Raw genomic sequence first — 22,690 nt, forward strand, 5'->3', positions numbered from 1 at the left:
TCGCGAGTTCGAGTCTCGTTTCCCGCTCCAGTTTAAAAGACATCGGCTTAAGCGGGTGTCTGGCTGAAAAGCCTGAAGAATTTGGCGCGTTAACAAAGCGGTTATGTAGCGGATTGCAAATCCGTCTAGTCCGGTTCGACTCCGGAACGCGCCTCCACTTTTTTCCCGAGCCCGGATGGTGGAATCGGTAGACACAAGGGATTTAAAATCCCTCGGCGTTCGCGCTGTGCGGGTTCAAGTCCCGCTCCGGGTACCATGGGAAAGATAAGAATAAAATCAAAGCAATAAGCAGTGTCGTGAAACCACCTTCGGGTGGTTTTTTTGTATCTGCCACTTATCGTTATACCCCTCTTATTTTTAATCACTGGGTAATCCACTCAAAAAGTATCTCTATGCCAGACCGACATGTAAGATAGACGCTGGCGAGTCGAGATCCACAAGGAAAAGCGTATGAAAACGGGACCGTTGAACGAAAGTGAGTTGGAATGGCTGGATGATATCCTGACCAAATACAACACAGACCACGCCATCCTTGATGTAGCTGAGCTGGACGGTTTATTGACGGCGGTGTTGAGTTCTCCGCAAGAAATTGAACCAGAACAGTGGTTGGTGGCCGTCTGGGGTGGGGCGGACTATGTACCGCGCTGGGCGTCAGAAAAAGAGATGACGCGCTTTATGAACCTGGCTTTTCAACATATGGCCGATACCGCAGAGCGTCTGAACGAATTTCCTGAACAGTTTGAGCCGTTATTTGGTCTGCGAGAGGTTGATGGTAGTGAGTTGACGATTGTTGAGGAGTGGTGCTTTGGCTATATGCGTGGCGTTGCTCTCTCTGACTGGTCGGCATTGCCTGAATCCTTAAAACCGGCGCTTGAGGCGATTGCGCTGCACGGTACGGAAGAAAACTTCGAGCGGGTAGAGAAGCTGTCGCCGGAAGCGTTTGATGAGAGTGTGGATGCCATTCGACTGGCGGCACTTGATTTGCATGCTTACTGGATGGCTCATCAGCAGGAAAAGCCTGTTCAGCAACCGATAAAAGCAGAAGAAAAACCCGGTCGTAACGATCCTTGCCCGTGCGGTAGTGGTAAGAAATTTAAGCAGTGCTGCTTGCATTAAGAGGTCACATTGGGTGCCAGAGTTAATTCTGGCACCCAACAGGGATATGTGAGGTTATTTGATCACCCCACTTCTGGTAACCACCCTGCTGCAATCAAAAATTGCACTCCAATCACGCCAATACCACAGAGAAACACCAGTATCAACGCTGGACGGCCGCCTTTCACCCGATAACCTGCTTGTGGATTATGCTTTCTGCTCTGCCAGGTCAAAAGGGAAGGGATAATCAACGCCAGTACAGCCAGCGCCACACCGGCGTAACCCAGCGCCATTACAAAGCCACGTGGGTAAAACAGCGCAAATGCCAGCGGTGGCAGAAAAGTAATTGCCCCGGTTTGCATTCTCCCGCCAACGCTATTTGAACGCTGAAACAGATCCGCAAGATAATCAAATAAGCCTAATGCTACGCCGAGGAAGGACGTTGCGAGGGCTAAGTCAGCAAATAAATGCACCGCCAGTTCGACATGCGGTGAGGCCACCACTTCGCGTAATGCCTGTAACAGCCCGTTTAGCCCGGCATGATTAGCCAGCAGTCCCATAAAGGTTGTTGAATCAATGCTGCCCAGTGTCGCCAGTTGCCAGAATATATACGCCACCAGAGGGATCGCACTACCGGTAATAAATACCCAGCGCAGCTTGCGAATGTTGCCATCCATATAACTGACGATGCTCGGTACACTACCGTGGAAGCCAAATGACGTAAAAATTACCGGGATCGCCGACAACGCAAGTCCTTGTTGTAGCGGCAGGGTTAAAAGATTCACTTTGTGAATATGCGGTAGCAGCAATACCAGCATCACCACCAGAAAAATAATTTTGGCGCTGAACAGAAAGCGGTTAAATAAATCGACCAGCGACGTCCCGACACAAACCACACCACCGGCAACAAAAGTGAACAACAACACGCCAGTGGTTGCCGACACTGGAATACCCGTCCAGTCGCTGATGCTGGAGGCCAGCAATTCACCGGCGCCGCTAATGTACGCCGCCGTCAGGGCGTACATTAAAAACATCATACTGAAGCCTGTCAGCCACTGCCCATAATGCCCCAGATAGCGTTTTGCCAGCGTGCCCAGACCGGTATCTGCGGGTACATGCTGATACACCTCCAGCAGTAGCAGTGCGGTGTAACACATCAATGCCCACAGACCAACTAACAATGTCAATGTGACACTAAAACCGACGCCTGCTGCCGCCAGCGGCATTGCCAACATACCCGCGCCAATTGTGGTTCCTGCCACGATAAAAACACTTCCCAGAGTTCTGTTTTTCACGCTTTCTTCTGTCCTGACGATCTTTATGAGTGATATCTGCGGCGCAGGTTAAGGCATTCTACATTTTTCGTCAAATCGGCGTTACATTTAGTGTAAATGAAAATGTACAATAAAATGCATTCAGAACTGCGCTGGCGCAAAGCCTTGATGAGCAGCTATCGCTACGCTATGCCCTTTTTGAGGAGGAACGATGAGCTCTATTCACGGTCATGAAGTGTTAAATATGATGATTGAATCAGGCGAGCAATATACGCACGCCAGTCTGGAAGCGGCGATCAAAGCGTGTTTTGGTGAACAGGCGCGTTTTCATACCTGCTCGGCGGAAGGGATGACTGCGGGAGAACTGGTGGCGTTTCTGGCGGCGAAAGGTAAATTTATTCCCGGTGAAGAAGGGTTCTCAACCGATACAAGTAAAATTTGTCGCCACTGATATGAAACGGCGGCAGTAAATCTGCCGCCAGAGTAGATTAATTTTGCGCGTCGAGGGTAGAAAGTTCTTTATCGATGAAATAAAGACCTTCGCCGCTTTTACCGGCCAGACTTAATTTATCAATAATCGATTTGAACAATTTCTCTTCTTCATGTTGCTCAGAAACATACCATTGCAGGAAATTAAACGTTGGGTAATCCTGGTTGGTCATGGCAGCGTGAGCCAGTTCATTAATTTTCTGCGTGATTAATTGTTCATGCTTATAGGTTTCCTGGAATAATTCATCAAGTGAAGAATATTCAGCAAACGGGGATTCAACGGTATTAATACGCGGTAAGTTTCCGGTATCGGTCAGATAGTCAAACAGACGCTGCATATGCGTCATCTCTTCCTGGGCGTGTCGGCGGAGAAACGCAGCCGCGCCTTCAAAGGTATGATAGCTGCACCAGGCGCTCATTTGCTGATAAAGCAGTGAAGAGTACAGTTCCAGGTTCATCTGCTCATTGAGTTTTTCAATCATTTCTGGTTTCAGCATGATAGTGCTCCATAAAGGTTATTTTTGTTGCTGTGGCGCCACTATAATTTGTTATTTTATTATTTGCAAAAGGTAAAATATTAAATTCAATTATTAAAAATACGAATGGGAATAAAACGCATTAACGCTATTCGTGGAATTAATTAACCAGCGAAGCATCCCTCGCTGATTAAGGTCTTTATTGATAAGTCGAGGGCATTAAATTTTGGCACTGATACGACAGCGTAAATTCCGTATTCAGGCATAACGATCCCGCAAACAGACTACAGTTACTTACAGGTTGCCCAAACGCAATAGCGCGGGTAAACCCTGCGTGCTGACATGCGCGTTCCGCTATTCTTTGATTAAGATAGCTGTCAGTACGGGCGTGTTGTAAAAATGCCTGATTATAAACGAGGCGCACAATACCGCTCGTGACATTAACTTCGCTCAATTGAGCCTGACGAGTTACGGTGCAGCCCGCTAATGTTAAAAGTGAAAAAATAAATATCAGATGTTTCATGTCACGGCCTGAAGAGGGAGAAGAAACTGGTATTGTACCCGCGCGCAGTACCAGGTTATGGACAGAAAAGACGACGGATCGGTGCTATTCCTTGCTTTTCCCAGAAGTCAGGCGCTTTATGGGGACTTTGTGGTTATCAATTTCATAACATAAAAGGGGTATTTATGTGATACAGATCACATAAAGATTGATTTTTGTGATGAATGTCATATTATAAGCGCAAAGACGATAACACCTGCATAACAAATGGTCGGAGTACCTCGATGAAACTACGCAAAATCCTGAAAAGCATGTTTGATAACTATTGCAAGACGTTCAAAGACGTACCGCCAGGCAATATGTTCAGATAACAAAAAAACCTGCTTCGGCAGGTTTTTTTGTGCCCTGGTGATGGCGGATGTGACTATCGCTGTGGAGGGGAAGCCGCTACTATAGCGGCTTTCAAAAAGCTATCAGGAGTTTACAATGTCCCAGCCGCTGAATGCCGATCAGGAACTGGTCTCTGATGTTGTCGCTTGCCAGTTGGTAATCAAACAAATTCTCGACGTACTCGATGTGACCGCACCTGTTGAGTTGCGTGAAAAAATGTCCAGCCAGTTGAAGAATATCGATTTTACTAACCATCCCGCCGCAGCCGAGCCGGTAACGATGCGCGCTATCCAAAAAGCCATCGCGCTGATTGAACTGAAATTTACTCCGCAAGGTGAATCCCATTAAAAAAACCGCTGCTTCAAAGTATGAAGCAGCGGCTTTCTCAAAATTATTTGTATCCGGCGCATGTTTTAAAGCGCCGAACATGATTAATGTATCTGATGCGACACGACATTAAGAACATGCTGGTCGGTCTGGACAGGGCACATACCGGCAAGTTTCGCGCTGCGTACTTCATCAAGAATGGTCTGCAACAACAGACCATCGTGCTGCTGTTCTTTTTCCAGATCGCGCAGGAAATCGACGGTAGAATCATCATTCAATTCTTTAGCTTCATCGGCTAATTGTGACAGCTTGCTTGAACGCTGCTCATATTCTTCCATCGTCTTTTGGAAGAGTTCTTCCAGGGAGTTAAGTTTTTCTCCTGGTACATCGATAGCTTTAACGATGGGAGTTGCTCCGATACTTTTCATAAAGTTAAACATGCGCATCATTTGCGTCACGTTACTCTGTGCCTGGGCGCGAAGGAAAGTAGCGGTGCCATTCAGACTTTGTTCAGAACACCATTTGCTCAGGTGAAGGTAGAGATTGGATGCATAAAACTCGCGGTTCATTTGGGTGTTGAGTTTGAGAAGCATTCCAGTGGTTGCCATACCTAATATCCTTATATCCAGAAGACGTGAGGTGCAAGATGAATCAAAACACCGTAATTACTTATTGCAGAATAATTCCTTTCTGCATGTCCAAAATGTGATCGTGGAGTCAATTCTGACGATGATCTGAAATAAGCATAACGTCTGAACGGATATAAGAAAATCCTTAAATCACCAGATTTATATTTTTTTTACATTTCATTGATGAGAACAATTAGTTTGCAATAATTCCTAATGCGCTGTGTTGGTGTATCTCATTGATATTGAAATAAATTATTAATAACATGATGATGTTTTGATATTTTAAGATATTTTTTTAGTTATGCGATGATGCTCTCATTATAGCGTTCCCCTTAATTAATAAGGGTGGTGATAATTAATGTGGAAATTGATTGTTGCAAGGATTAGAGACTTCATCCTCCTTTCACTATTCAGCGTAAATGAACAACCTATTACCCGGTAATAATTAGATTAAAAAAAGACACTCTCAGCCTCTCAACGCATACCACAAGGATTTCCAGGCTAATGTCATGGATTATTCTGCTAATGCCTTTTTGATTTGTCAGACAATTACCGTTTCCAGTATGTCATTTCTCGCTGAATTTATGCACGTTCTCACTGTAATTCTGCTATGTGATATTGCTCTCCTATGGAGAATTAATTTCTCGCTAAAACTATGCCAACACAGTCAATTATCTTTTCGCTAAAGGTAATGCTTTGTTTTCCGATTGAATTAACAAAAGTTCTTAGTTTTTGCCCTACACAAAATGACGCTAAAGCTGGAGATAACCATGCACAAATTTACTAAAGCTCTTGCAGCCATTGGTCTGGCTGCCGTTATGTCACAATCCGCTATGGCGGAAAACCTGAAACTCGGTTTCCTGGTAAAGCAACCAGAAGAGCCGTGGTTCCAGACCGAATGGAAGTTTGCCGATAAAGCCGGGAAAGATTTAGGGTTTGACGTTATTAAGATTGCCGTGCCGGATGGCGAAAAGACGCTGAACGCCATCGACAGTCTGGCTGCCAGCGGTGCGAAAGGGTTTGTCATTTGTACGCCAGACCCGAAACTGGGTTCCGCAATTGTGGCGAAAGCACGTGGCTATGGTATGAAAGTGATTGCCGTGGATGACCAGTTTGTAAATGCCAAGGGTAAGCCGATGGATACCGTGCCGCTGGTGATGATGGCGGCGACCAAAATTGGTGAGCGTCAGGGTCAGGAACTGTATAAAGAGATGCAAAAACGTGGTTGGGACGTAAAAGAAAGTGCCGTAATGGCGATTACTGCCAACGAACTGGATACCGCTCGTCGCCGTACCACGGGGTCTATGGACGCGCTGAAAGCCGCCGGATTCCCGGAAAAACAAATATATCAGGTTCCCACCAAATCTAACGACATCCCTGGGGCATTTGACGCCGCCAACTCCATGCTGGTTCAGCACCCTGAAGTTAAACACTGGTTGATTGTCGGGATGAACGACAGCACCGTGCTGGGCGGTGTACGTGCAACGGAAGGTCAGGGCTTTAAAGCGGCGGACATCATTGGTATCGGTATCAATGGGGTGGATGCGGTGAGCGAGCTGTCCAAAGCGCAGGCTACCGGTTTCTACGGTTCACTCCTGCCAAGTCCGGACGTACATGGCTATAAATCCAGCGAAATGCTCTACAACTGGGTAGCGAAAGACGTAGAACCACCAAAATTCACTGAAGTTACCGATGTAGTTCTGATTACGCGCGACAACTTTAAAGAAGAACTGGAGAAAAAAGGTTTAGGCGGTAAGTAATCTGCCGTAAAAATTCCCCTCTGCCTTTATTGTGCAGAGGGGGTGAGAAAGACCAGTGATTCACGGAGACGTTATGCAACAGTCTACCCCGTATCTCTCATTTCGCGGCATTGGTAAAACTTTCCCCGGCGTTAAGGCGTTGACGGATATTAGTTTTGACTGCTATGCCGGTCAGGTTCATGCGTTGATGGGTGAAAATGGCGCAGGAAAATCAACACTCTTAAAAATCCTTAGCGGAAACTATGCGCCAACCACGGGTTCTGTAGTGATTAATGGACAAGAAATGTCCTTTTCCGACACGACCACTGCGCTTAACGCGGGCGTGGCGATTATTTACCAGGAACTGCATCTCGTGCCGGAAATGACCGTCGCGGAAAATATTTATCTCGGCCAGCTTCCCCATAAAGGCGGCATTGTAAATCGTTCACTGCTGAATTATGAAGCAGGTTTACAACTCAAACATCTGGGTATGGATATTGACCCGGCTACGCCGCTGAAATATCTCTCCATTGGTCAGTGGCAGATGGTTGAAATTGCCAAAGCTCTGGCGCGTAACGCCAAAATTATCGCCTTTGATGAGCCAACCAGCTCCCTGTCTGCCCGTGAAATCGACAATCTTTTCCGCGTTATTCGTGAGCTACGAAAAGAGGGGCGGGTGATCTTATACGTTTCTCACCGTATGGAAGAAATATTTGCTCTCAGCGATGCCATCACCGTCTTTAAAGATGGACGTTACGTCAAAACTTTCACCGATATGCAGCAGATTAACCACGACGTTCTGGTACAGGCGATGGTCGGTCGCGATATCGGCGATATCTACGGCTGGCAACCGCGTAGCTATGGTGAGGAGCGATTGCGCCTGGATGCAGTTAAGGCGCCAGGCGTGCGTACGCCAATAAGCCTGACCGTTCGCAGTGGTGAAATTGTTGGTCTGTTTGGTCTGGTGGGGGCTGGACGCAGCGAATTAATGAAAGGCATGTTTGGTGGTACGCAAATCACCGCCGGTCAGGTTTATATCGACCAAAAGCCGATTGATATTCGCAAGCCGGGTCACGCCATTGCCGCTGGCATGATGCTCTGTCCGGAAGATCGCAAAGCGGAAGGTATTATTCCGGTGCATTCCGTTCGTGACAATATCAACATCAGTGCCCGTCGCAAACATGTGCTTGGTGGTTGTGTGATCAATAACGGCTGGGAAGCGAATAATGCTGATCACCATATTCGTTCGCTCAATATCAAAACGCCGGGAGCGGAGCAATTAATCATGAATCTCTCCGGTGGTAATCAGCAGAAAGCCATTCTGGGGCGTTGGTTATCGGAAGAGATGAAGGTCATTTTGCTGGATGAACCTACGCGCGGTATTGATGTGGGAGCCAAGCACGAAATATATAACGTGATTTATGCGCTGGCGGCGCAGGGCGTGGCGGTGCTGTTTGCCTCCAGCGATCTGCCCGAAGTCCTCGGCGTTGCCGACCGTATTATCGTCATGTGTGAAGGTGAAATCGCGGGTGAATTGCTACACGAGCAGGCAGATGAGCGTCAGGCACTAAGCCTTGCTATGCCTAAAGTCAGCCAGGCAGTTGCCTGAGTAAGGAGAGTATGATGTCTTCTGTTTCTACATCGGGTTCTGGTGCATCTAAGTCGTCATTCAGCTTCGGGCGTATCTGGGATCAGTACGGTATGCTGGTGGTGTTTGCGGTGCTGTTTATCGCCTGTGCCATTTTTGTCCCGAACTTTGCCACCTTCATTAATATGAAAGGGCTGGGGCTGGCAATCTCCATGTCGGGGATGGTGGCGTGCGGCATGTTGTTCTGTCTCGCGTCGGGTGACTTTGACCTTTCTGTTGCTTCGGTAATTGCCTGTGCAGGTGTTACTACGGCGGTGGTTATCAATCTGACCGAAAGCCTGTGGATAGGCGTGGCGGCAGGTTTGCTGCTGGGCGTCCTCTGCGGTTTGGTGAATGGTTTTGTTATCGCCAAACTTAAAATTAACGCTTTGATTACCACGCTGGCGACGATGCAGATTGTCCGTGGTCTGGCGTATATTATCTCCGACGGTAAAGCGGTCGGTATCGAAGATGAAAGTTTCTTTGCTCTCGGTTATGCCAACTGGTTCGGCCTGCCTGCGCCAATCTGGCTCACTGTCGCTTGCCTGATAATCTTTGGCTTGCTGCTGAACAAAACTACCTTTGGTCGTAATACGCTGGCGATTGGTGGTAACGAAGAGGCCGCGCGTCTGGCAGGTGTACCGGTTGTCCGCACCAAAATCATTATCTTTGTTCTCTCTGGTCTGGTATCGGCGATTGCCGGGATTGTTCTGGCTTCGCGCATGACCAGCGGTCAGCCGATGACCTCGATTGGCTATGAGTTGATTGTTATCTCAGCCTGCGTTTTAGGTGGCGTTTCTCTGAAAGGTGGCATCGGAAAAATCTCATATGTGGTGGCGGGTATCTTAATTTTAGGTACTGTAGAAAATGCTATGAACCTGCTCAATATTTCTCCTTTCGCGCAGTACGTGGTTCGTGGCTTAATCCTGCTGGCGGCGGTGATCTTCGACCGTTACAAGCAAAAAGCGAAACGCACTGTTTGATGCTTTTTTCCGCAAAAATTTAGCCCTTTTTTCCTCCACAGCCAGCCGCCACAACGGCTGGCTGTTCTTTTTTGCAAATGGCGAGCTACGTCACACTGTCTATACTTACATGTCTGTAAAGCGCGTTCTGCGCGAACTATAAAAAGATAAGGAGGAGTACCGGGTGACAGAACCGTTAACCGAACCCCCTGAACTATCCGCGAAATATGCCTGGTTTTTTGATCTCGATGGAACGCTGGCGGAAATTAAACCGCATCCCGATCAGGTCGTCGTGCCTGACAATATTCTGCAAGGACTTCAGCTACTGGCAGCCGCAAGTGATGGTGCATTGGCATTGATATCAGGGCGCTCAATGGTCGAGCTTGACGCACTGGCAAAACCTTATCGCTTCCCGTTAGCGGGTGTGCATGGGGCGGAGCGCCGTGACATCAATGGTAAAACGCATATCGTTCATCTGCCGGATGCGATTGCCCGCGATATTAGTGTTCAACTGCATACGGCAATCAGCCACTATCCCGGTGCGGAGCTGGAGGCGAAAGGGATGGCGTTTGCGCTGCACTATCGTCAGGCGCCGCAGCACGAAGACGCCTTATTGAGATTAGCGCAACGCATTACCCAGATTTGGCCGCAAATGGCATTACAGCAGGGAAAGTGTGTCGTCGAGATTAAACCAGGAAACACCAGTAAAGGGGAGGCGATTGCTGCCTTTATGCAGGAAGCTCCCTTTATCGGCCGTAAGCCCGTTTTTCTGGGCGATGATTTAACCGATGAATCTGGCTTCGCGGTCGTTAACCGACTGGGTGGAATGTCAGTGAAAATTGGCACCGGAGCGACTCAGGCATCATGGCGGCTGGCGGGCGTGCCGGATGTCTGGAGCTGGCTTGAAATGATAACCAACGCATTACAACAACAAAAAAGAGAAAATAACAGGAGTGATGACTATGAGTCGTTTAGTCGTAGTATCTAACCGGATTGCACCACCAGACGAGCACGCCGCCAGTGCCGGTGGCCTTGCTGTCGGCATACTGGGTGCACTGAAAGCTGCAGGTGGACTGTGGTTTGGCTGGAGTGGCGAAACGGGGAATGAGGATCAGCCGCTAAAAAAGGTGAAAAAAGGAAATATTACCTGGGCCTCTTTTAACCTCAGTGAAAAGGATCTCGACGAATACTACAACCAATTCTCCAATGCCGTTCTCTGGCCTGCATTTCATTATCGACTCGATCTGGTGCAATTTCAGCGTCCTGCCTGGGACGGCTATCTACGCGTAAATGCGTTGCTGGCAGATAAATTACTGCCGCTGCTAGAAGACGATGACATTATCTGGGTTCACGATTATCACCTGTTGCCATTTGCGCATGAATTACGCAAACGAGGGGTGAATAATCGCATTGGTTTCTTCCTGCATATTCCTTTCCCGACGCCGGAAATATTCAATGCGCTGCCGACGTATGACACCTTGCTTGAACAGCTTTGTGATTATGATTTGCTGGGTTTCCAGACAGAGAACGATCGCCTGGCGTTCCTGGATTGCCTTTCTAACCTGACCCGCGTTACGACGCGTAGCTCAAAAAGCCATACGGCCTGGGGCAAAGCGTTTCGAACCGAAGTTTACCCCATTGGCATTGAACCAGATGAGATAGCCAAACAGGCTGCCGGACCATTGCCGGCAAAACTGGCGCAACTAAAAGCGGAACTGAAAAACGTACAAAATATCTTTTCTGTCGAACGACTGGATTATTCCAAAGGTTTGCCGGAGCGTTTTCTCGCCTATGAAGCGTTGCTGGAAAACTATCCGCAACATCACGGTAAAATTCGCTATACCCAGATTGCGCCAACGTCGCGTGGTGATGTGCAAGCGTATCAGGATATTCGTCATCAGTTGGAAAATGAAGCCGGGAGAATTAACGGCAAATATGGTCAATTAGGCTGGACGCCGCTTTATTATCTGAATCAGCATTTTGATCGTAAATTACTGATGAAAATCTTCCGCTATTCTGATGTTGGATTAGTGACGCCGCTGCGCGACGGAATGAACCTGGTCGCGAAAGAGTATGTTGCCGCACAGGATCCTGCCAATCCGGGCGTACTGGTACTTTCGCAATTTGCCGGAGCGGCAAACGAACTGACGTCGGCGTTAATTGTAAACCCCTACGATCGTGATGAAGTTGCGGCGGCGCTCAATCGGGCGTTGACGATGTCGCTGGCGGAACGTATTTCCCGCCATGCAGAAATGCTGGAAGTTATTGTGAAAAACGACATTAATCACTGGCAGGAGTATTTTATTCGCGACCTAAAGCAGATAGTTCCGCGAAGCGCGGAAAGTCAGCAGCGCGATAAAGTTGCTACCTTTCCGAAAATGGCGTAATGGCAGTTAATCTCCCTTAAGCGGAACCAGTAGTACATCGACCTCGCTTGAGGCAATCACACTTTTCGCTGAGCAGGATGCTCGCGAAAAGAAACTGTGGTTATGATTGCCGCAAATCACCAAATCGAATTTATGCTTACGGCACACTGCCAGAATATGTTCGCTTAACTCACCGTAAGCAATAAATGTCTCTTCTACCGGATATCCCGCATCCTTTATTAATTTATCAAGAAAGTTTTGTGTTTCTTCATGCATCACGCTGCGTAAATCTTCAAGCATCGGTGCGGCTAATTGATTGAAGATTTCCGGGTCGGAAGCGAGAGTGATCAAACTTATGCGCCCATTAACCGGACGGGCGATAGAGACCGCTTTTGTCAACAGTTGCTGGCTTTCTGGCGAGACAGCTACAGCAACAAGAACATTGGTATAGCTCATAACCTGCTCCTTATTCTGTGAACTTCAGGTGTTATTACAGCTTTACTCTGAATGAGGCATTGATGCAATAACAACTCAGTCAAAAAGGTAAATATTAGGCTGGTTACTAGTAAGAATAATTAATTAGTACCGCAATGTTATTATTCGATCGCCAGTATGGCTGTAAGAAGTAAAATTATCTATTTTCCTTATAAAACAAATGGTTAATGTTTGAAAAACATTTATATAACATTTAAGGGGGTCTCGGCTTTATTTTCACTTGAACTGGGTCATGTTATGTAACTCTCTGTTTGAAAATAAGTTATAGAGGGTAAATAAATTTATTTCATACATAACAGATGGTTATTTACGGTGATTTATATTAACAGTGCGCAACATAATAAATTTATGCCTCTACTTCATTTTTGAAGCCAGAGGCGCTGAAAAACTTTTTAACAGAATGAAATATCATCAAAACAAAAGTATGACTTATACATTAATGTTAAGTAATTGAGTGTTTTGTGTGATCTGAGTCACACATTATCGAAAATCGCAGCGTCGCTCCGTTGTATGTGTGAGTGGTGACGAGTACAGTTGCGTCGAATTAGGAAAAATCTTAGTTAAGTGTAAAAAACACTATTCTCTGTAAGGGATGGTTTCATCGCTTACGATGCTTGTGTTTTTTCGTTGATCGCAACTATTCCATGGTTATTTACTTTTTACCGGGATTTCCCGGCGACATCACGGGGTGCGGTGATACCGCATAAAAATAAAGTTAGTTATTCTGGATGGGAATAATGCATACCTCCGAGTTGCTGAAACATATTTATGACATCAATTTGTCATATTTACTTCTTGCACAACGTCTGATCGTTCAGGACAAAGCGTCCGCCATGTTTCGTCTCGGTATTAATGAAGAAATGGCAACAACGTTAGCGACGCTGACGCTTCCGCAAATGGTTAAACTGGCAGAAACCAATCAACTGATTTGTCATTTCCGCTTTGACAGCCACCAGACTATTAATCAGTTGACGCAGGATTCCCGCGTTGACGATCTCCAGCAAGTTCATACCGGTATCATGCTCTCTACGCGTTTGTTGAATGATGTTAATCAGCCCGAAGAAGTGCTGCGTAAAAAAAGGGCCTGATAATGAGCGAAAAAAGCATTGTTCAGGAAGCCCGGGATATTCAGCTGGCAATGGAATTGATCACCCTCGGTGCTCGTTTGCAGATGCTGGAAAGTGAAACACAATTAAGTCGCGGACGCCTGATCAAACTCTATAAAGAACTGCGCGGAAGTCCGCCGCCGAAAGGTATGCTGCCATTCTCCACCGACTGGTTTATGACCTGGGAACAAAATGTTCATGCGTCGATGTTTTGTAATGCATGGCAGTTTTTGCTGAAAACCGGGTTATGTAACGGCGTCGATGCAGTAATCAAAGCCTATCGTTTATACCTCGAACAGTGTCCGCAAGCCGAAGATGGGCCGCTGCTGGCGTTGACACGCGCCTGGACACTGGTGCGATTTGTTGAAAGTGGTTTACTACAACTTTCCAGTTGCAAGTGCTGCGGCGGTAATTTTATCACCCATGCCCATCAGCCTGTTGGCAGCTTTGCCTGCAGCTTATGTCAGCCGCCATCACGAGCGGTAAAAAGACGTAAACTTTCTCAAGACCCTGCCGATATTATCCCTCAACTGCTGGATGAACAGAGAGTACAGGCTGTTTAACTCACGCGATATGGCGAAACATTCCAGCAGCGGCAACTGATTGTCGCTGCTTTTTTCCCCGACCGTAAGTTAACGCCTGACGACTGAACATCCTGTCATGGTCAACAGTGAAAGGATGATGTCGTGCTTATCTTATTAGGTTACCTGGTTGTTCTCGGTACAGTTTTCGGCGGTTATTTGATGACCGGCGGAAGCCTTGGAGCACTTTATCAACCCGCTGAACTGGTGATTATTGCCGGTGCAGGTATTGGGTCGTTTATTGTCGGCAACAACGGTAAAGCCATCAAAGGCACGCTTAAGGCGCTGCCGTTACTGTTTCGCCGCTCCAAATACACCAAAGCAATGTATATGGATCTGCTGGCGCTGCTTTACCGGCTAATGGCGAAATCACGCCAGATGGGCATGTTTTCGCTGGAGCGCGATATTGAAAATCCTCGCGAGAGCGAGATCTTCGCCAGTTATCCTCGCATTATGGCTGATGCCGTCATGCTTGATTTTATTGTCGATTATCTGCGCCTGATTATTAGTGGTCACATGAATACCTTTGAAATCGAAGCTTTGATGGATGAAGAGATCGAGACTCACGAAAGCGAGGCGGAAGTCCCGGCAAACAGTCTGGCGCTGGTCGGTGACTCGCTCCCGGCATTTGGTATTGTCGCGGCTGTGATGGGAGTGGTTCACGCGCTCGGTTCGGCTGACCGACCTGCCGCCGAACTGGGGGCGCTTATCGCACATGCGATGGTGGGGACTTTCCTAGGTATTTTATTGGCTTACGGATTTATTTCCCCACTAGCTAGTGTTTTACGTCAAAAAAGCGCCGAAACCAGCAAAATGATGCAGTGCGTCAAAGTCATACTGCTTTCTAATCTCAACGGTTATGCACCGCCAATTGCGGTTGAATTTGGTCGCAAAACGCTCTACTCCAGCGAGCGCCCGTCGTTCGTCGAACTGGAAGAGCACGTTCGTGCAGTGAAAAATCCGCAACAGCAGACGACAACCGAGGAAGCATGAAGAATCACGCGCATCCAATTATTGTCGTCAAGCGACGCAAAGCGAAAAGTCACGGCTCGGCGCATGGATCGTGGAAGATTGCTTATGCTGACTTTATGACTGCGATGATGGCTTTTTTTCTGGTGATGTGGCTGATCTCCATCTCCAGCCCAAAAGAGCTGATTCAGATTGCAGAATATTTCCGCACGCCGCTGGCGACGGCAGTAACGGGCGGTGATCGCATTTCTAATAGTGAAAGCCCAATTCCTGGCGGGGGTGATGATTACACCCAAAGCCAGGGAGAAGTGAATAAGCAACCGGACATTGAAGAACTGAAAAAACGCATGGAGCAAAGTCGGCTGCGGAAATTGCGGGGCGATCTCGACCAGCTTATTGAATCAGACCCGAAACTACGGGCGCTGCGTCCACATCTCAAAATCGATCTGGTACAGGAAGGTTTACGCATCCAGATTATCGACAGCCAGAATCGCCCGATGTTTAAAACCGGTAGTGCCGACGTCGAACCCTATATGCGCGACATTCTGCGGAGTATTGCGCCTGTGCTGAACGGTATTCCTAACCGTATCAGTCTCTCCGGTCATACCGATGATTTCCCTTACGCCAATGGCGAGCAAGGCTATAGCAACTGGGAGCTTTCTGCCGAACGCGCCAATGCGTCGCGCCGTGAGCTAATGGTGGGCGGTCTGGCTGATGGCAAAATTCTGCGCGTTGTCGGCATGGCAGCCACCATGCGTTTGAGCGATCGTGGACCTGATGATGCCGTCAACCGTCGAATCAGCCTGCTGGTTCTGAACAGACAAGCAGAACAAGCTATTTTGCATGAAAACGCTGAAAGCCAGAATGAGCCGGTAAGTGTTCTGGAAAAAACAGGGAGCGCACCGCAGGTCAGTGTTCCCACAATGCCATCAGCCGAACCGAGGTGACTGCGTGAGCATGGATATAAGCGATTTTTATCAGACATTTTTTGATGAGGCGGACGAACTGTTAGCCGATATGGAGCAGCATCTGCTTAATTTGCAGCCAGAAGCGCCAGATGCCGAACAGTTGAATGCCATCTTTCGTGCAGCCCATTCCATCAAAGGAGGGGCAGGAACCTTTGGTTTTACTGTGTTACAGGAAACCACGCATCTGATGGAAAATCTGCTCGATGAAGCCAGACGTGGTGAGATGCAGCTTAATACCGACATTATCAATCTGTTTTTGGAAACGAAGGACATCATGCAAGAACAGCTCGACGCTTATAAACAGTCACAAGAGCCAGATACCGCCAGCTTCGATTATATCTGCCAGGCCTTGCGTCAACTGGCATTAGAAGCGAAAGGCGAAACGGTATCCGCAGTGACCCGATTAAGTGTGGTTGCCAAAAATGAACCGCAAGATGGTCAGAATAGCCGCCAATCGCCGCGACGAATTATCCTTTCGCGCCTGAAAGCGGGAGAAATCGATCTGCTGGAAGAAGAGCTGGGACATCTGACAACGTTGACTGACGTGGTGAAAGGAGCCGATTCGTTATCGGCGACATTAGCGGGAGATATTGCGGAAGACGACATTACTGCGGTGCTTTGTTTTGTCATTGAGGCCGATCAGATTGCCTTTGAAAGCGTTGAGTCTACGGCGAAAGTATCTGCGCCACCGGTGCTTAAACTTGCCGCCGCAGAAGCGCCAGTTGTACGGACAGAACGGGAAAAACCGCCGCGCGGCAGCGAATCCACCAGTATCCGTGTGGCTGTAGAGAAGGTTGATCAACTGATTAACCTTGTCGGCGAACTGGTCATCACCCAGTCGATGCTGGCTCAGCGTTCGAGCGAACTGGACCCGGTTAATCATGGTGATTTGATTACCAGCATGGGGCAGTTACAACGTAACGCCCGTGATTTGCAGGAATCGGTGATGTCGATCCGCATGATGCCAATGGAATATGTCTTTAGTCGCTATCCCCGGCTGGTACGTGACCTGGCGGGAAAACTCGGCAAACAGGTAGAACTGACGCTGGTGGGCAGTTCCACTGAACTCGACAAGAGCCTGATAGAACGCATTATTGACCCGCTGACCCATCTGGTACGCAACAGTCTCGACCACGGAATTGAACTGCCGGAAAAACGCCTCGCCGCAGGCAAAAACAGCGTCGGAAATTTGGTTCTGTCTGCTGAACATCAGGGCGGCAACATCTGCATCGAAGTGACCGACGATGGCGCGGGGCTAAACCGTGAACGGATTCTGGCAAAAGCTGTTTCACAAGGTCTGACCGTCAGCGACAACATGACGGATGACGAAGTGGCAATGCTGATATTTGCTCCTGGTTTTTCTACAGCAGAGCAGGTTACCGATGTCTCCGGACGCGGCGTTGGTATGGATGTCGTCAAACGTAATATCCAGGAGATGGGCGGTCATGTCGAAATCAAATCGACGCCGGGCGCAGGAACTACGATCCGCATTTTACTGCCGCTGACGCTGGCGATCCTCGATGGCATGTCTGTACGTGTTGCAGATGAAGTTTTCATTCTGCCGCTGAATGCCGTCATGGAATCACTGCAACCCCATGAAGCCGATCTGCATCCACTGGCGGGCGGCGAGCGGGTACTGGAAGTACGTGGTGAATATCTGCCTATCGTCGAACTGTGGAAAGTGTTCAACGTCACGGGCGCGAAAACTGAAGCGACTCAGGGAATTGTGGTGATCCTGCAAAGTGGCGGTCGCCGCTACGCTTTGCTGGTGGATCAATTAATTGGTCAACACCAGGTAGTAGTGAAAAACCTGGAAAGTAACTATCGCAAAATCCCGGGAATATCCGCCGCAACGATTCTCGGCGACGGCAGCGTGGCACTGATTGTTGATGTTTCTGCCTTGCAGACGATAAACCGCGAACAACGTATGGCGAACACCGCCGCCTGAATGAGTAAAAAGGTAACAATATGACCGGTATGACGAATGTAACAAAGCTGGCCAGCGAGCCGTCAGGCCAGGAATTTCTGGTATTTACCCTTGGTGATGAAGAGTACGGTATTGATATTCTGAAAGTGCAGGAGATCCGTGGCTACGATCAGGTAACACGGATTGCAAACACGCCAGCGTTTATCAAAGGCGTCACGAATCTGCGCGGCGTTATTGTGCCGATTGTTGACTTACGAATTAAGTTCAGCCAGGTGGATGTGGACTATAACGACAACACGGTAGTTATCGTACTGAATCTCGGACAACGGGTGGTCGGCATCGTGGTTGACGGCGTTTCAGACGTGCTTTCATTGACGGCGGAGCAAATTCGTCCGGCACCGGAATTTGCCGTGACGCTTTCAACAGAATATCTCACTGGATTGGGCGCACTGGGCGACCGTATGTTGATTCTGGTGAACATCGAAAAACTGCTGAATAGCGAAGAGATGGCGCTGTTAGATAGCGCGGCGTCAGAAGTGGCGTAATTCTCCTGATTTCCTCAATTGAAATGAACCCGATGATCTGCGCATCGGGTTTTTTATTTCAATTTCGCGGCGGGTGGCATCAGCAATAAAGTTTCCCCCTTCCTTGCCGATAACGAGATCAACTTGTTTTCAGGAAGGTGCCTTATGATTAACCGTATCCGCGTAGTCACGCTGTTGGTAATGGTGCTGGGGGTATTCGCACTGTTACAGCTAATTTCCGGCAGTTTGTTTTTTTCTTCGCTTCACCATAGCCAGAAAAGCTTTGTCGTTTCCAATGAACTACGGGAACAACAGAGTGAGCTAACCTCAACCTGGGATTTAATGCTACAAACGCGCATTAATTTGAGCCGTTCGGCGGTGCGGATGATGATGGATTCATCCAATCAACAAAGTAACGCCAAAGTTGAATTGCTTGATAGCGCCAGGAAAACATTGGCCCAGGCAGCGACTCATTTTAAAAAATTCAAAAGCATGGCACCGTTACCTGAAATGGTCGCCACCAGTCGTAATATTGATGAAAAATACAAAAACTATCACACAGCGTTAACTGAACTGATTGATTATCTTGATTATGGCAATACTGGCGCCTATTTCGCTCAACCAACTCAGGGAATGCAAAATGCGATGGGCGAAGCGTTTGCTCAGTACGCCCTCAGTAGTGAAAAACTTTACCGCGATATCGTCACTAACAATGCGGAAGATTACCGCTTTTCCCAGTGGCAACTGGCGGTTATCGCGCTGGTGGTGGTATTGATTTTGCTGGTGGCGTGGTACGGCATCCGCCGTATGTTGCTTACCCCGCTGGCGAAAATCATTGCTCACATTCGCGAAATTGCCGGTGGTAACCTGGCGAATAGCCTCATCATTGATGGGCGCAGTGAAATGGGCGAACTGGCGCAGAGCGTTTCGCATATGCAGCGTTCTTTGACCGACACAGTCACCCATGTGCGCCAGGGGTCGGACGCCATCTATGTCGGTACACGTGAAATTGCAGCGGGCAATACCGATCTTTCATCACGCACTGAACAGCAGGCATCCGCGCTGGAAGAAACTGCCGCCAGCATGGAACAGCTCACCGCGACGGTGAAACAGAACGCCGATAACGCCCGTCAGGCCTCGCAACTGGCACAAAGTGCCTCCGACACCGCGCTGCACGGCGGCAAAGTGGTGGATGGCGTGGTGAAAACCATGCATGAAATCGCCGACAGTTCGAAGAAAATCGCCGACATTATTAGCGTAATCGACGGCATTGCCTTCCAGACCAATATCCTCGCACTGAATGCCGCTGTTGAAGCCGCGCGTGCCGGGGAACAGGGCCGTGGTTTTGCCGTGGTGGCAGGCGAAGTGCGTAATCTTGCCAGTCGCAGCGCCCAGGCAGCAAAAGAGATCAAAGCTCTGATAGAAGACTCTGTTTCCCGCGTTGATACCGGTTCGGTGTTGGTCGAAAGCGCCGGGGAAACGATGACGAATATCGTTAATGCGGTTACGCGCGTCACCGACATTATGGGGGAAATTGCTTCAGCCTCCGATGAGCAGAGCCGTGGCATTGATCAAGTTGCGCTGGCCGTGTCGGAAATGGATCGCGTCACTCAACAGAATGCCTCGTTGGTGCAGGAGTCAGCCGCCGCTGCTGCCGCACTGGAAGAGCAGGCCGGTCGTTTAACGCAGGCAGTATCCGCATTTCGTCTGGCAGCCAGTCAGCTAAACCACAAACCACCACTAAAATCCCAGCCTGCCAGTGAGCAATCACCTGCGCAGTCGCGGCGGCGTATCGCTGAACAAGAGCCAAACTGGGAAACATTTTGATGGGTATTTACTCAAGCGCCATTGCCGCCAGATGAGGCTGATGATGCAACAGAACGTCGCGCTTATCGTTTCTGGTGGCGCTATTACAACACAATCGGTGCAGTTACAGGCTGTGCCAGTGGTTTCCTGAAGTGATTGAGAAGGCGCTATGACATCATCTCAGCCCTGTGGGCAAACGTCTTTATTGTTACAGATGAGCGAGCGCCTTGCGCTTTCCGACGTTCATTTTCGGCGGATAAGTCAATTGATCTATCAACGTGCGGGGATTGTTCTGGCCGACCACAAGCGTGACATGGTCTACAACCGGTTGATACGCCGTTTGCGCTCGCTGGGACTGGCCGATTTTGGTCATTATCTGAACATGCTGGAATCTAATCAGCTTAGCGGCGAGTGGCAGGCATTTATTAACTCGCTGACTACCAACCTGACGGCATTTTTCCGTGAAGAGCATCATTTCCCACTGCTCGCGGCTCACGCTCGCCGTCGTTCTGGGGAATATCGTGTATGGAGCGCGGCGGCGTCGACTGGTGAAGAGCCGTACAGCATTGCCATGACGCTGGCGGACACATTAGGCACCGCGCCTGGACGCTGGAAAGTGTTCGCCAGTGATATCGACACCGAAGTGCTGGAAAAAGCCAGAAGCGGCATTTATCGCCATGAAGAACTGAAAAACCTGACGCCACAACAACTCCAGCGTTACTTCATGCGCGGCACGGGGCCGCATGAAGGGCTGGTGCGTGTGCGCCAGGAACTGGCGAGCTATGTCGATTTTTCCTCGCTGAATTTGTTGGCGAAACAGTACACCGTACCGGGGCCGTTTGATGCGATCTTCTGCCGTAACGTCATGATCTACTTTGATCAAACGACCCAACAGGAGATTTTGCGCCGCTTCGTGCCACTACTTAAACCTGACGGATTGCTGTTTGCGGGGCACTCTGAAAATTTCAGCCACCTTGAGCGCAGCTTCACGCTGCGTGGGCAGACGGTGTATGCGCTAAGTAAGGATTAACCATGAGCAAAATCAGGGTGTTGTCTGTCGATGATTCGGCACTGATGCGCCAGATCATGACGGAAATCATCAACAGCCATAGCGATATGGAAATGGTGGCAACGGCGCCCGATCCGCTGGTCGCGCGAGATTTGATTAAGAAATTCAACCCCGATGTGCTGACGCTGGATGTTGAAATGCCACGGATGGATGGACTGGATTTCCTCGAAAAATTAATGCGTTTGCGTCCAATGCCCGTTGTGATGGTTTCTTCTCTGACCGGCAAAGGTTCTGAAGTGACGCTGCGTGCGCTGGAGTTGGGGGCGATTGATTTTGTCACTAAACCGCAACTGGGTATTCGAGAAGGGATGCTGGCGTACAGCGAAATGATCGCTGAAAAGGTGCGTACGGCGTCGAGGGCGAGCCTCGCGGCGCATAAACCATTATCGGCTCCGGCAACGCTGAAAGCGGGGCCGTTGTTGAGTTCAGAAAAACTGATTGCGATTGGTGCTTCAACGGGGGGCACCGAGGCAATTCGGCACGTATTGCAGCCGCTGCCGCTTTCCAGCCCGGCACTGTTAATCACCCAGCATATGCCGCCTGGCTTTACCCGTTCTTTTGCCGACCGCCTGAATAAGCTGTGTCAAATCGGTGTTAAAGAGGCCGAAGACGGAGAACGTGTTTTGCCGGGACATGCCTATATCGCACCGGGCGATCGACATATGGAACTGGCGCGCAGCGGCGCGAACTATCAAATCAAAATTCACGATGGCCCGGCGGTTAACCGCCATCGACCGTCGGTGGATGTGTTGTTTCATTCTGTCGCCAGACAGGCGGGGCGCAACGCGGTTGGAGTGATCCTCACCGGTATGGGCAACGACGGTGCGGCGGGAATGTTGGCGATGCGTCAGGCGGGGGCATGGACCCTTGCGCAAAACGAAGCAAGCTGTGTGGTGTTCGGTATGCCGCGCGAGGCCATCAATCTGGGGGGCGTCTGCGAAGTGGTCGATCTTAGCCAGGTAAGCCAGCAAATGCTGGCGAAAATCAGTGTCGGACAGGCGATACGTATTTAAATCAGGAGTGTGAAATGGCGGATAAAGAACTTAAATTTTTGGTTGTGGATGACTTTTCCACCATGCGACGCATTGTGCGTAACCTGCTGAAAGAGCTGGGTTTCAACAATGTTGAGGAAGCGGAAGATGGCGCTGATGCTCTCAACAAGTTACAGGCGGGCGGTTATGGCTTTGTGATTTCCGACTGGAATATGCCGAATATGGATGGTCTGGAGTTGCTGAAAACCATTCGTGCTGATGGTGCGATGTCGGCGTTGCCAGTGCTGATGGTGACCGCTGAGGCGAAGAAAGAGAACATTATCGCGGCAGCACAAGCGGGGGCCAGTGGCTATGTGGTTAAGCAATTTACCGCCGCG

Annotated in this window: 24 protein-coding genes and 2 tRNA genes; 21 read left to right on the forward strand and 5 right to left on the reverse strand. The window is 49.0% G+C overall.

Annotation, left to right across the window (positions count from 1 at the left end):
* The first annotated feature begins 83 nt into the window (after positions 1-83).
* The 3 genes from EQY_RS0103980 (at position 84) to yecA (ending at position 1,116) form a co-directional block, all read left to right on the forward strand.
* A tRNA-Cys gene (locus EQY_RS0103980) sits at positions 84-157 on the forward strand.
* 12 nt (positions 158-169) lie between these two features.
* Positions 170-256, forward strand: a tRNA-Leu gene (locus EQY_RS0103985).
* A gap of 194 nt (positions 257-450) precedes the next feature.
* Positions 451-1,116, forward strand: coding sequence for a UPF0149 family protein YecA (yecA, locus tag EQY_RS0103990; protein WP_000847898.1), 666 nt, complete (start codon positions 451-453; stop codon positions 1,114-1,116).
* 62 nt (positions 1,117-1,178) lie between these two features.
* Here the strand turns inward: yecA and tyrP are convergent, their stop codons facing one another.
* Positions 1,179-2,390, reverse strand: coding sequence for a tyrosine transporter TyrP (gene tyrP / locus EQY_RS0103995; protein WP_000797587.1), 1,212 nt, complete (start codon positions 2,388-2,390; stop codon positions 1,179-1,181).
* A gap of 190 nt (positions 2,391-2,580) precedes the next feature.
* Here tyrP and EQY_RS0104000 point away from each other — a divergent pair, with 190 nt between their 5' ends.
* A complete protein-coding gene (locus EQY_RS0104000) occupies positions 2,581-2,820 on the forward strand; it encodes a YecH family metal-binding protein (protein WP_000094894.1) in 240 nt (79 codons plus the stop codon).
* 37 nt (positions 2,821-2,857) lie between these two features.
* Here the strand turns inward: EQY_RS0104000 and ftnA are convergent, their stop codons facing one another.
* Positions 2,858-3,355 (reverse strand): non-heme ferritin, encoded by a 498-nt coding sequence (ftnA, locus tag EQY_RS0104005; protein ID WP_000917207.1) that lies wholly within the window; start codon positions 3,353-3,355, stop codon positions 2,858-2,860.
* Positions 3,356-3,533: 178 nt separating this feature from the next.
* Positions 3,534-3,857, reverse strand: coding sequence for a YecR family lipoprotein (yecR, locus tag EQY_RS0104010; protein WP_000681392.1), 324 nt, complete (start codon positions 3,855-3,857; stop codon positions 3,534-3,536).
* Positions 3,858-4,120: 263 nt separating this feature from the next.
* On the opposite strand from yecR, the gene azuC reads away from it, so the two are divergent.
* The gene (azuC, locus tag EQY_RS25550; protein WP_077629254.1) at positions 4,121-4,207 is read left to right on the forward strand and encodes a stress response protein AzuC; all 87 of its coding nucleotides are present in this window, start codon (positions 4,121-4,123) and stop codon (positions 4,205-4,207) included.
* A gap of 115 nt (positions 4,208-4,322) precedes the next feature.
* The gene (gene yecJ / locus EQY_RS0104020) at positions 4,323-4,574 is read left to right on the forward strand and encodes a DUF2766 family protein YecJ (protein WP_000082132.1); all 252 of its coding nucleotides are present in this window, start codon (positions 4,323-4,325) and stop codon (positions 4,572-4,574) included.
* An 83-nt stretch (positions 4,575-4,657) separates the two neighbouring features.
* Here the strand turns inward: yecJ and EQY_RS0104025 are convergent, their stop codons facing one another.
* The gene (locus EQY_RS0104025; RefSeq protein ID WP_000246122.1) at positions 4,658-5,161 is read right to left on the reverse strand and encodes a non-heme ferritin-like protein; all 504 of its coding nucleotides are present in this window, start codon (positions 5,159-5,161) and stop codon (positions 4,658-4,660) included.
* A gap of 791 nt (positions 5,162-5,952) precedes the next feature.
* On the opposite strand from EQY_RS0104025, the gene araF reads away from it, so the two are divergent.
* The 5 genes from araF (at position 5,953) to otsA (ending at position 11,897) form a co-directional block, all read left to right on the forward strand.
* The gene (gene araF / locus EQY_RS0104030) at positions 5,953-6,942 is read left to right on the forward strand and encodes an arabinose ABC transporter substrate-binding protein AraF (protein ID WP_000548667.1); all 990 of its coding nucleotides are present in this window, start codon (positions 5,953-5,955) and stop codon (positions 6,940-6,942) included.
* A gap of 73 nt (positions 6,943-7,015) precedes the next feature.
* Positions 7,016-8,530, forward strand: coding sequence for an arabinose ABC transporter ATP-binding protein AraG (araG, locus tag EQY_RS0104035; protein ID WP_001187834.1), 1,515 nt, complete (start codon positions 7,016-7,018; stop codon positions 8,528-8,530).
* 14 nt (positions 8,531-8,544) lie between these two features.
* Entirely contained in the window at positions 8,545-9,531 is a 987-nt protein-coding gene (gene araH, locus EQY_RS0104040) for an arabinose ABC transporter permease AraH (RefSeq protein WP_000100212.1), read from the forward strand.
* 163 nt (positions 9,532-9,694) lie between these two features.
* On the forward strand, positions 9,695-10,498 hold the full coding sequence (gene otsB / locus EQY_RS0104045) for a trehalose-phosphatase (protein ID WP_000138759.1): 804 nt from the start codon (positions 9,695-9,697) through the stop codon (positions 10,496-10,498).
* Positions 10,473-11,897 carry an alpha,alpha-trehalose-phosphate synthase gene (otsA, locus tag EQY_RS0104050; protein ID WP_024212390.1) on the forward strand — a complete coding sequence of 475 codons (1,425 nt, stop codon included), beginning with the start codon at positions 10,473-10,475 and terminating at the stop codon, positions 11,895-11,897. The genes otsB and otsA overlap by 26 nt, the downstream gene beginning before the upstream one ends.
* 6 nt (positions 11,898-11,903) lie before the next feature.
* Here otsA and uspC read toward each other — a convergent pair whose 3' ends face one another.
* The gene (uspC, locus tag EQY_RS0104055) at positions 11,904-12,332 is read right to left on the reverse strand and encodes a universal stress protein UspC (protein WP_000122665.1); all 429 of its coding nucleotides are present in this window, start codon (positions 12,330-12,332) and stop codon (positions 11,904-11,906) included.
* A 776-nt stretch (positions 12,333-13,108) separates the two neighbouring features.
* On the opposite strand from uspC, the gene flhD reads away from it, so the two are divergent.
* The 10 genes from flhD to cheY form a co-directional block, all read left to right on the forward strand.
* Positions 13,109-13,459 (forward strand): flagellar transcriptional regulator FlhD, encoded by a 351-nt coding sequence (gene flhD, locus EQY_RS0104060; RefSeq protein WP_001516558.1) that lies wholly within the window; start codon positions 13,109-13,111, stop codon positions 13,457-13,459.
* A gap of 2 nt (positions 13,460-13,461) precedes the next feature.
* Positions 13,462-14,040 carry a flagellar transcriptional regulator FlhC gene (gene flhC / locus EQY_RS0104065; RefSeq protein WP_001291590.1) on the forward strand — a complete coding sequence of 193 codons (579 nt, stop codon included), beginning with the start codon at positions 13,462-13,464 and terminating at the stop codon, positions 14,038-14,040.
* A 123-nt stretch (positions 14,041-14,163) separates the two neighbouring features.
* On the forward strand, positions 14,164-15,051 hold the full coding sequence (gene motA / locus EQY_RS0104070) for a flagellar motor stator protein MotA (RefSeq protein WP_000906346.1): 888 nt from the start codon (positions 14,164-14,166) through the stop codon (positions 15,049-15,051).
* Positions 15,048-15,974 carry a flagellar motor protein MotB gene (motB, locus tag EQY_RS0104075; RefSeq protein ID WP_000788499.1) on the forward strand — a complete coding sequence of 309 codons (927 nt, stop codon included), beginning with the start codon at positions 15,048-15,050 and terminating at the stop codon, positions 15,972-15,974. The genes motA and motB overlap by 4 nt, the downstream gene beginning before the upstream one ends.
* Positions 15,975-15,978: 4 nt before the next feature.
* Positions 15,979-17,943: a chemotaxis protein CheA gene (gene cheA / locus EQY_RS0104080; RefSeq protein WP_077629640.1), complete on the forward strand. Its 1,965-nt coding sequence runs from the start codon at positions 15,979-15,981 to the stop codon at positions 17,941-17,943.
* A gap of 20 nt (positions 17,944-17,963) precedes the next feature.
* Positions 17,964-18,467, forward strand: coding sequence for a chemotaxis protein CheW (gene cheW / locus EQY_RS0104085; RefSeq protein WP_000147302.1), 504 nt, complete (start codon positions 17,964-17,966; stop codon positions 18,465-18,467).
* 144 nt (positions 18,468-18,611) lie between these two features.
* On the forward strand, positions 18,612-20,273 hold the full coding sequence (tar, locus tag EQY_RS0104090; protein WP_024212391.1) for a methyl-accepting chemotaxis protein II: 1,662 nt from the start codon (positions 18,612-18,614) through the stop codon (positions 20,271-20,273).
* A 148-nt stretch (positions 20,274-20,421) separates the two neighbouring features.
* On the forward strand, positions 20,422-21,282 hold the full coding sequence (gene cheR, locus EQY_RS0104095) for a protein-glutamate O-methyltransferase CheR (RefSeq protein ID WP_000204524.1): 861 nt from the start codon (positions 20,422-20,424) through the stop codon (positions 21,280-21,282).
* A 2-nt stretch (positions 21,283-21,284) separates the two neighbouring features.
* Positions 21,285-22,334: a protein-glutamate methylesterase/protein glutamine deamidase gene (gene cheB, locus EQY_RS0104100; protein WP_000036399.1), complete on the forward strand. Its 1,050-nt coding sequence runs from the start codon at positions 21,285-21,287 to the stop codon at positions 22,332-22,334.
* Positions 22,335-22,348: 14 nt separating this feature from the next.
* Positions 22,349-22,690, forward strand: a 342-nt coding sequence (cheY, locus tag EQY_RS0104105; protein ID WP_000763856.1) for a chemotaxis response regulator CheY, incomplete at its 3' end; no start/stop codon positions are given.

The organism is Escherichia sp. TW14182 (assembly GCF_000208525.1).
Taxonomy (GTDB): Bacteria; Pseudomonadota; Gammaproteobacteria; order Enterobacterales; family Enterobacteriaceae; genus Escherichia; species Escherichia ruysiae.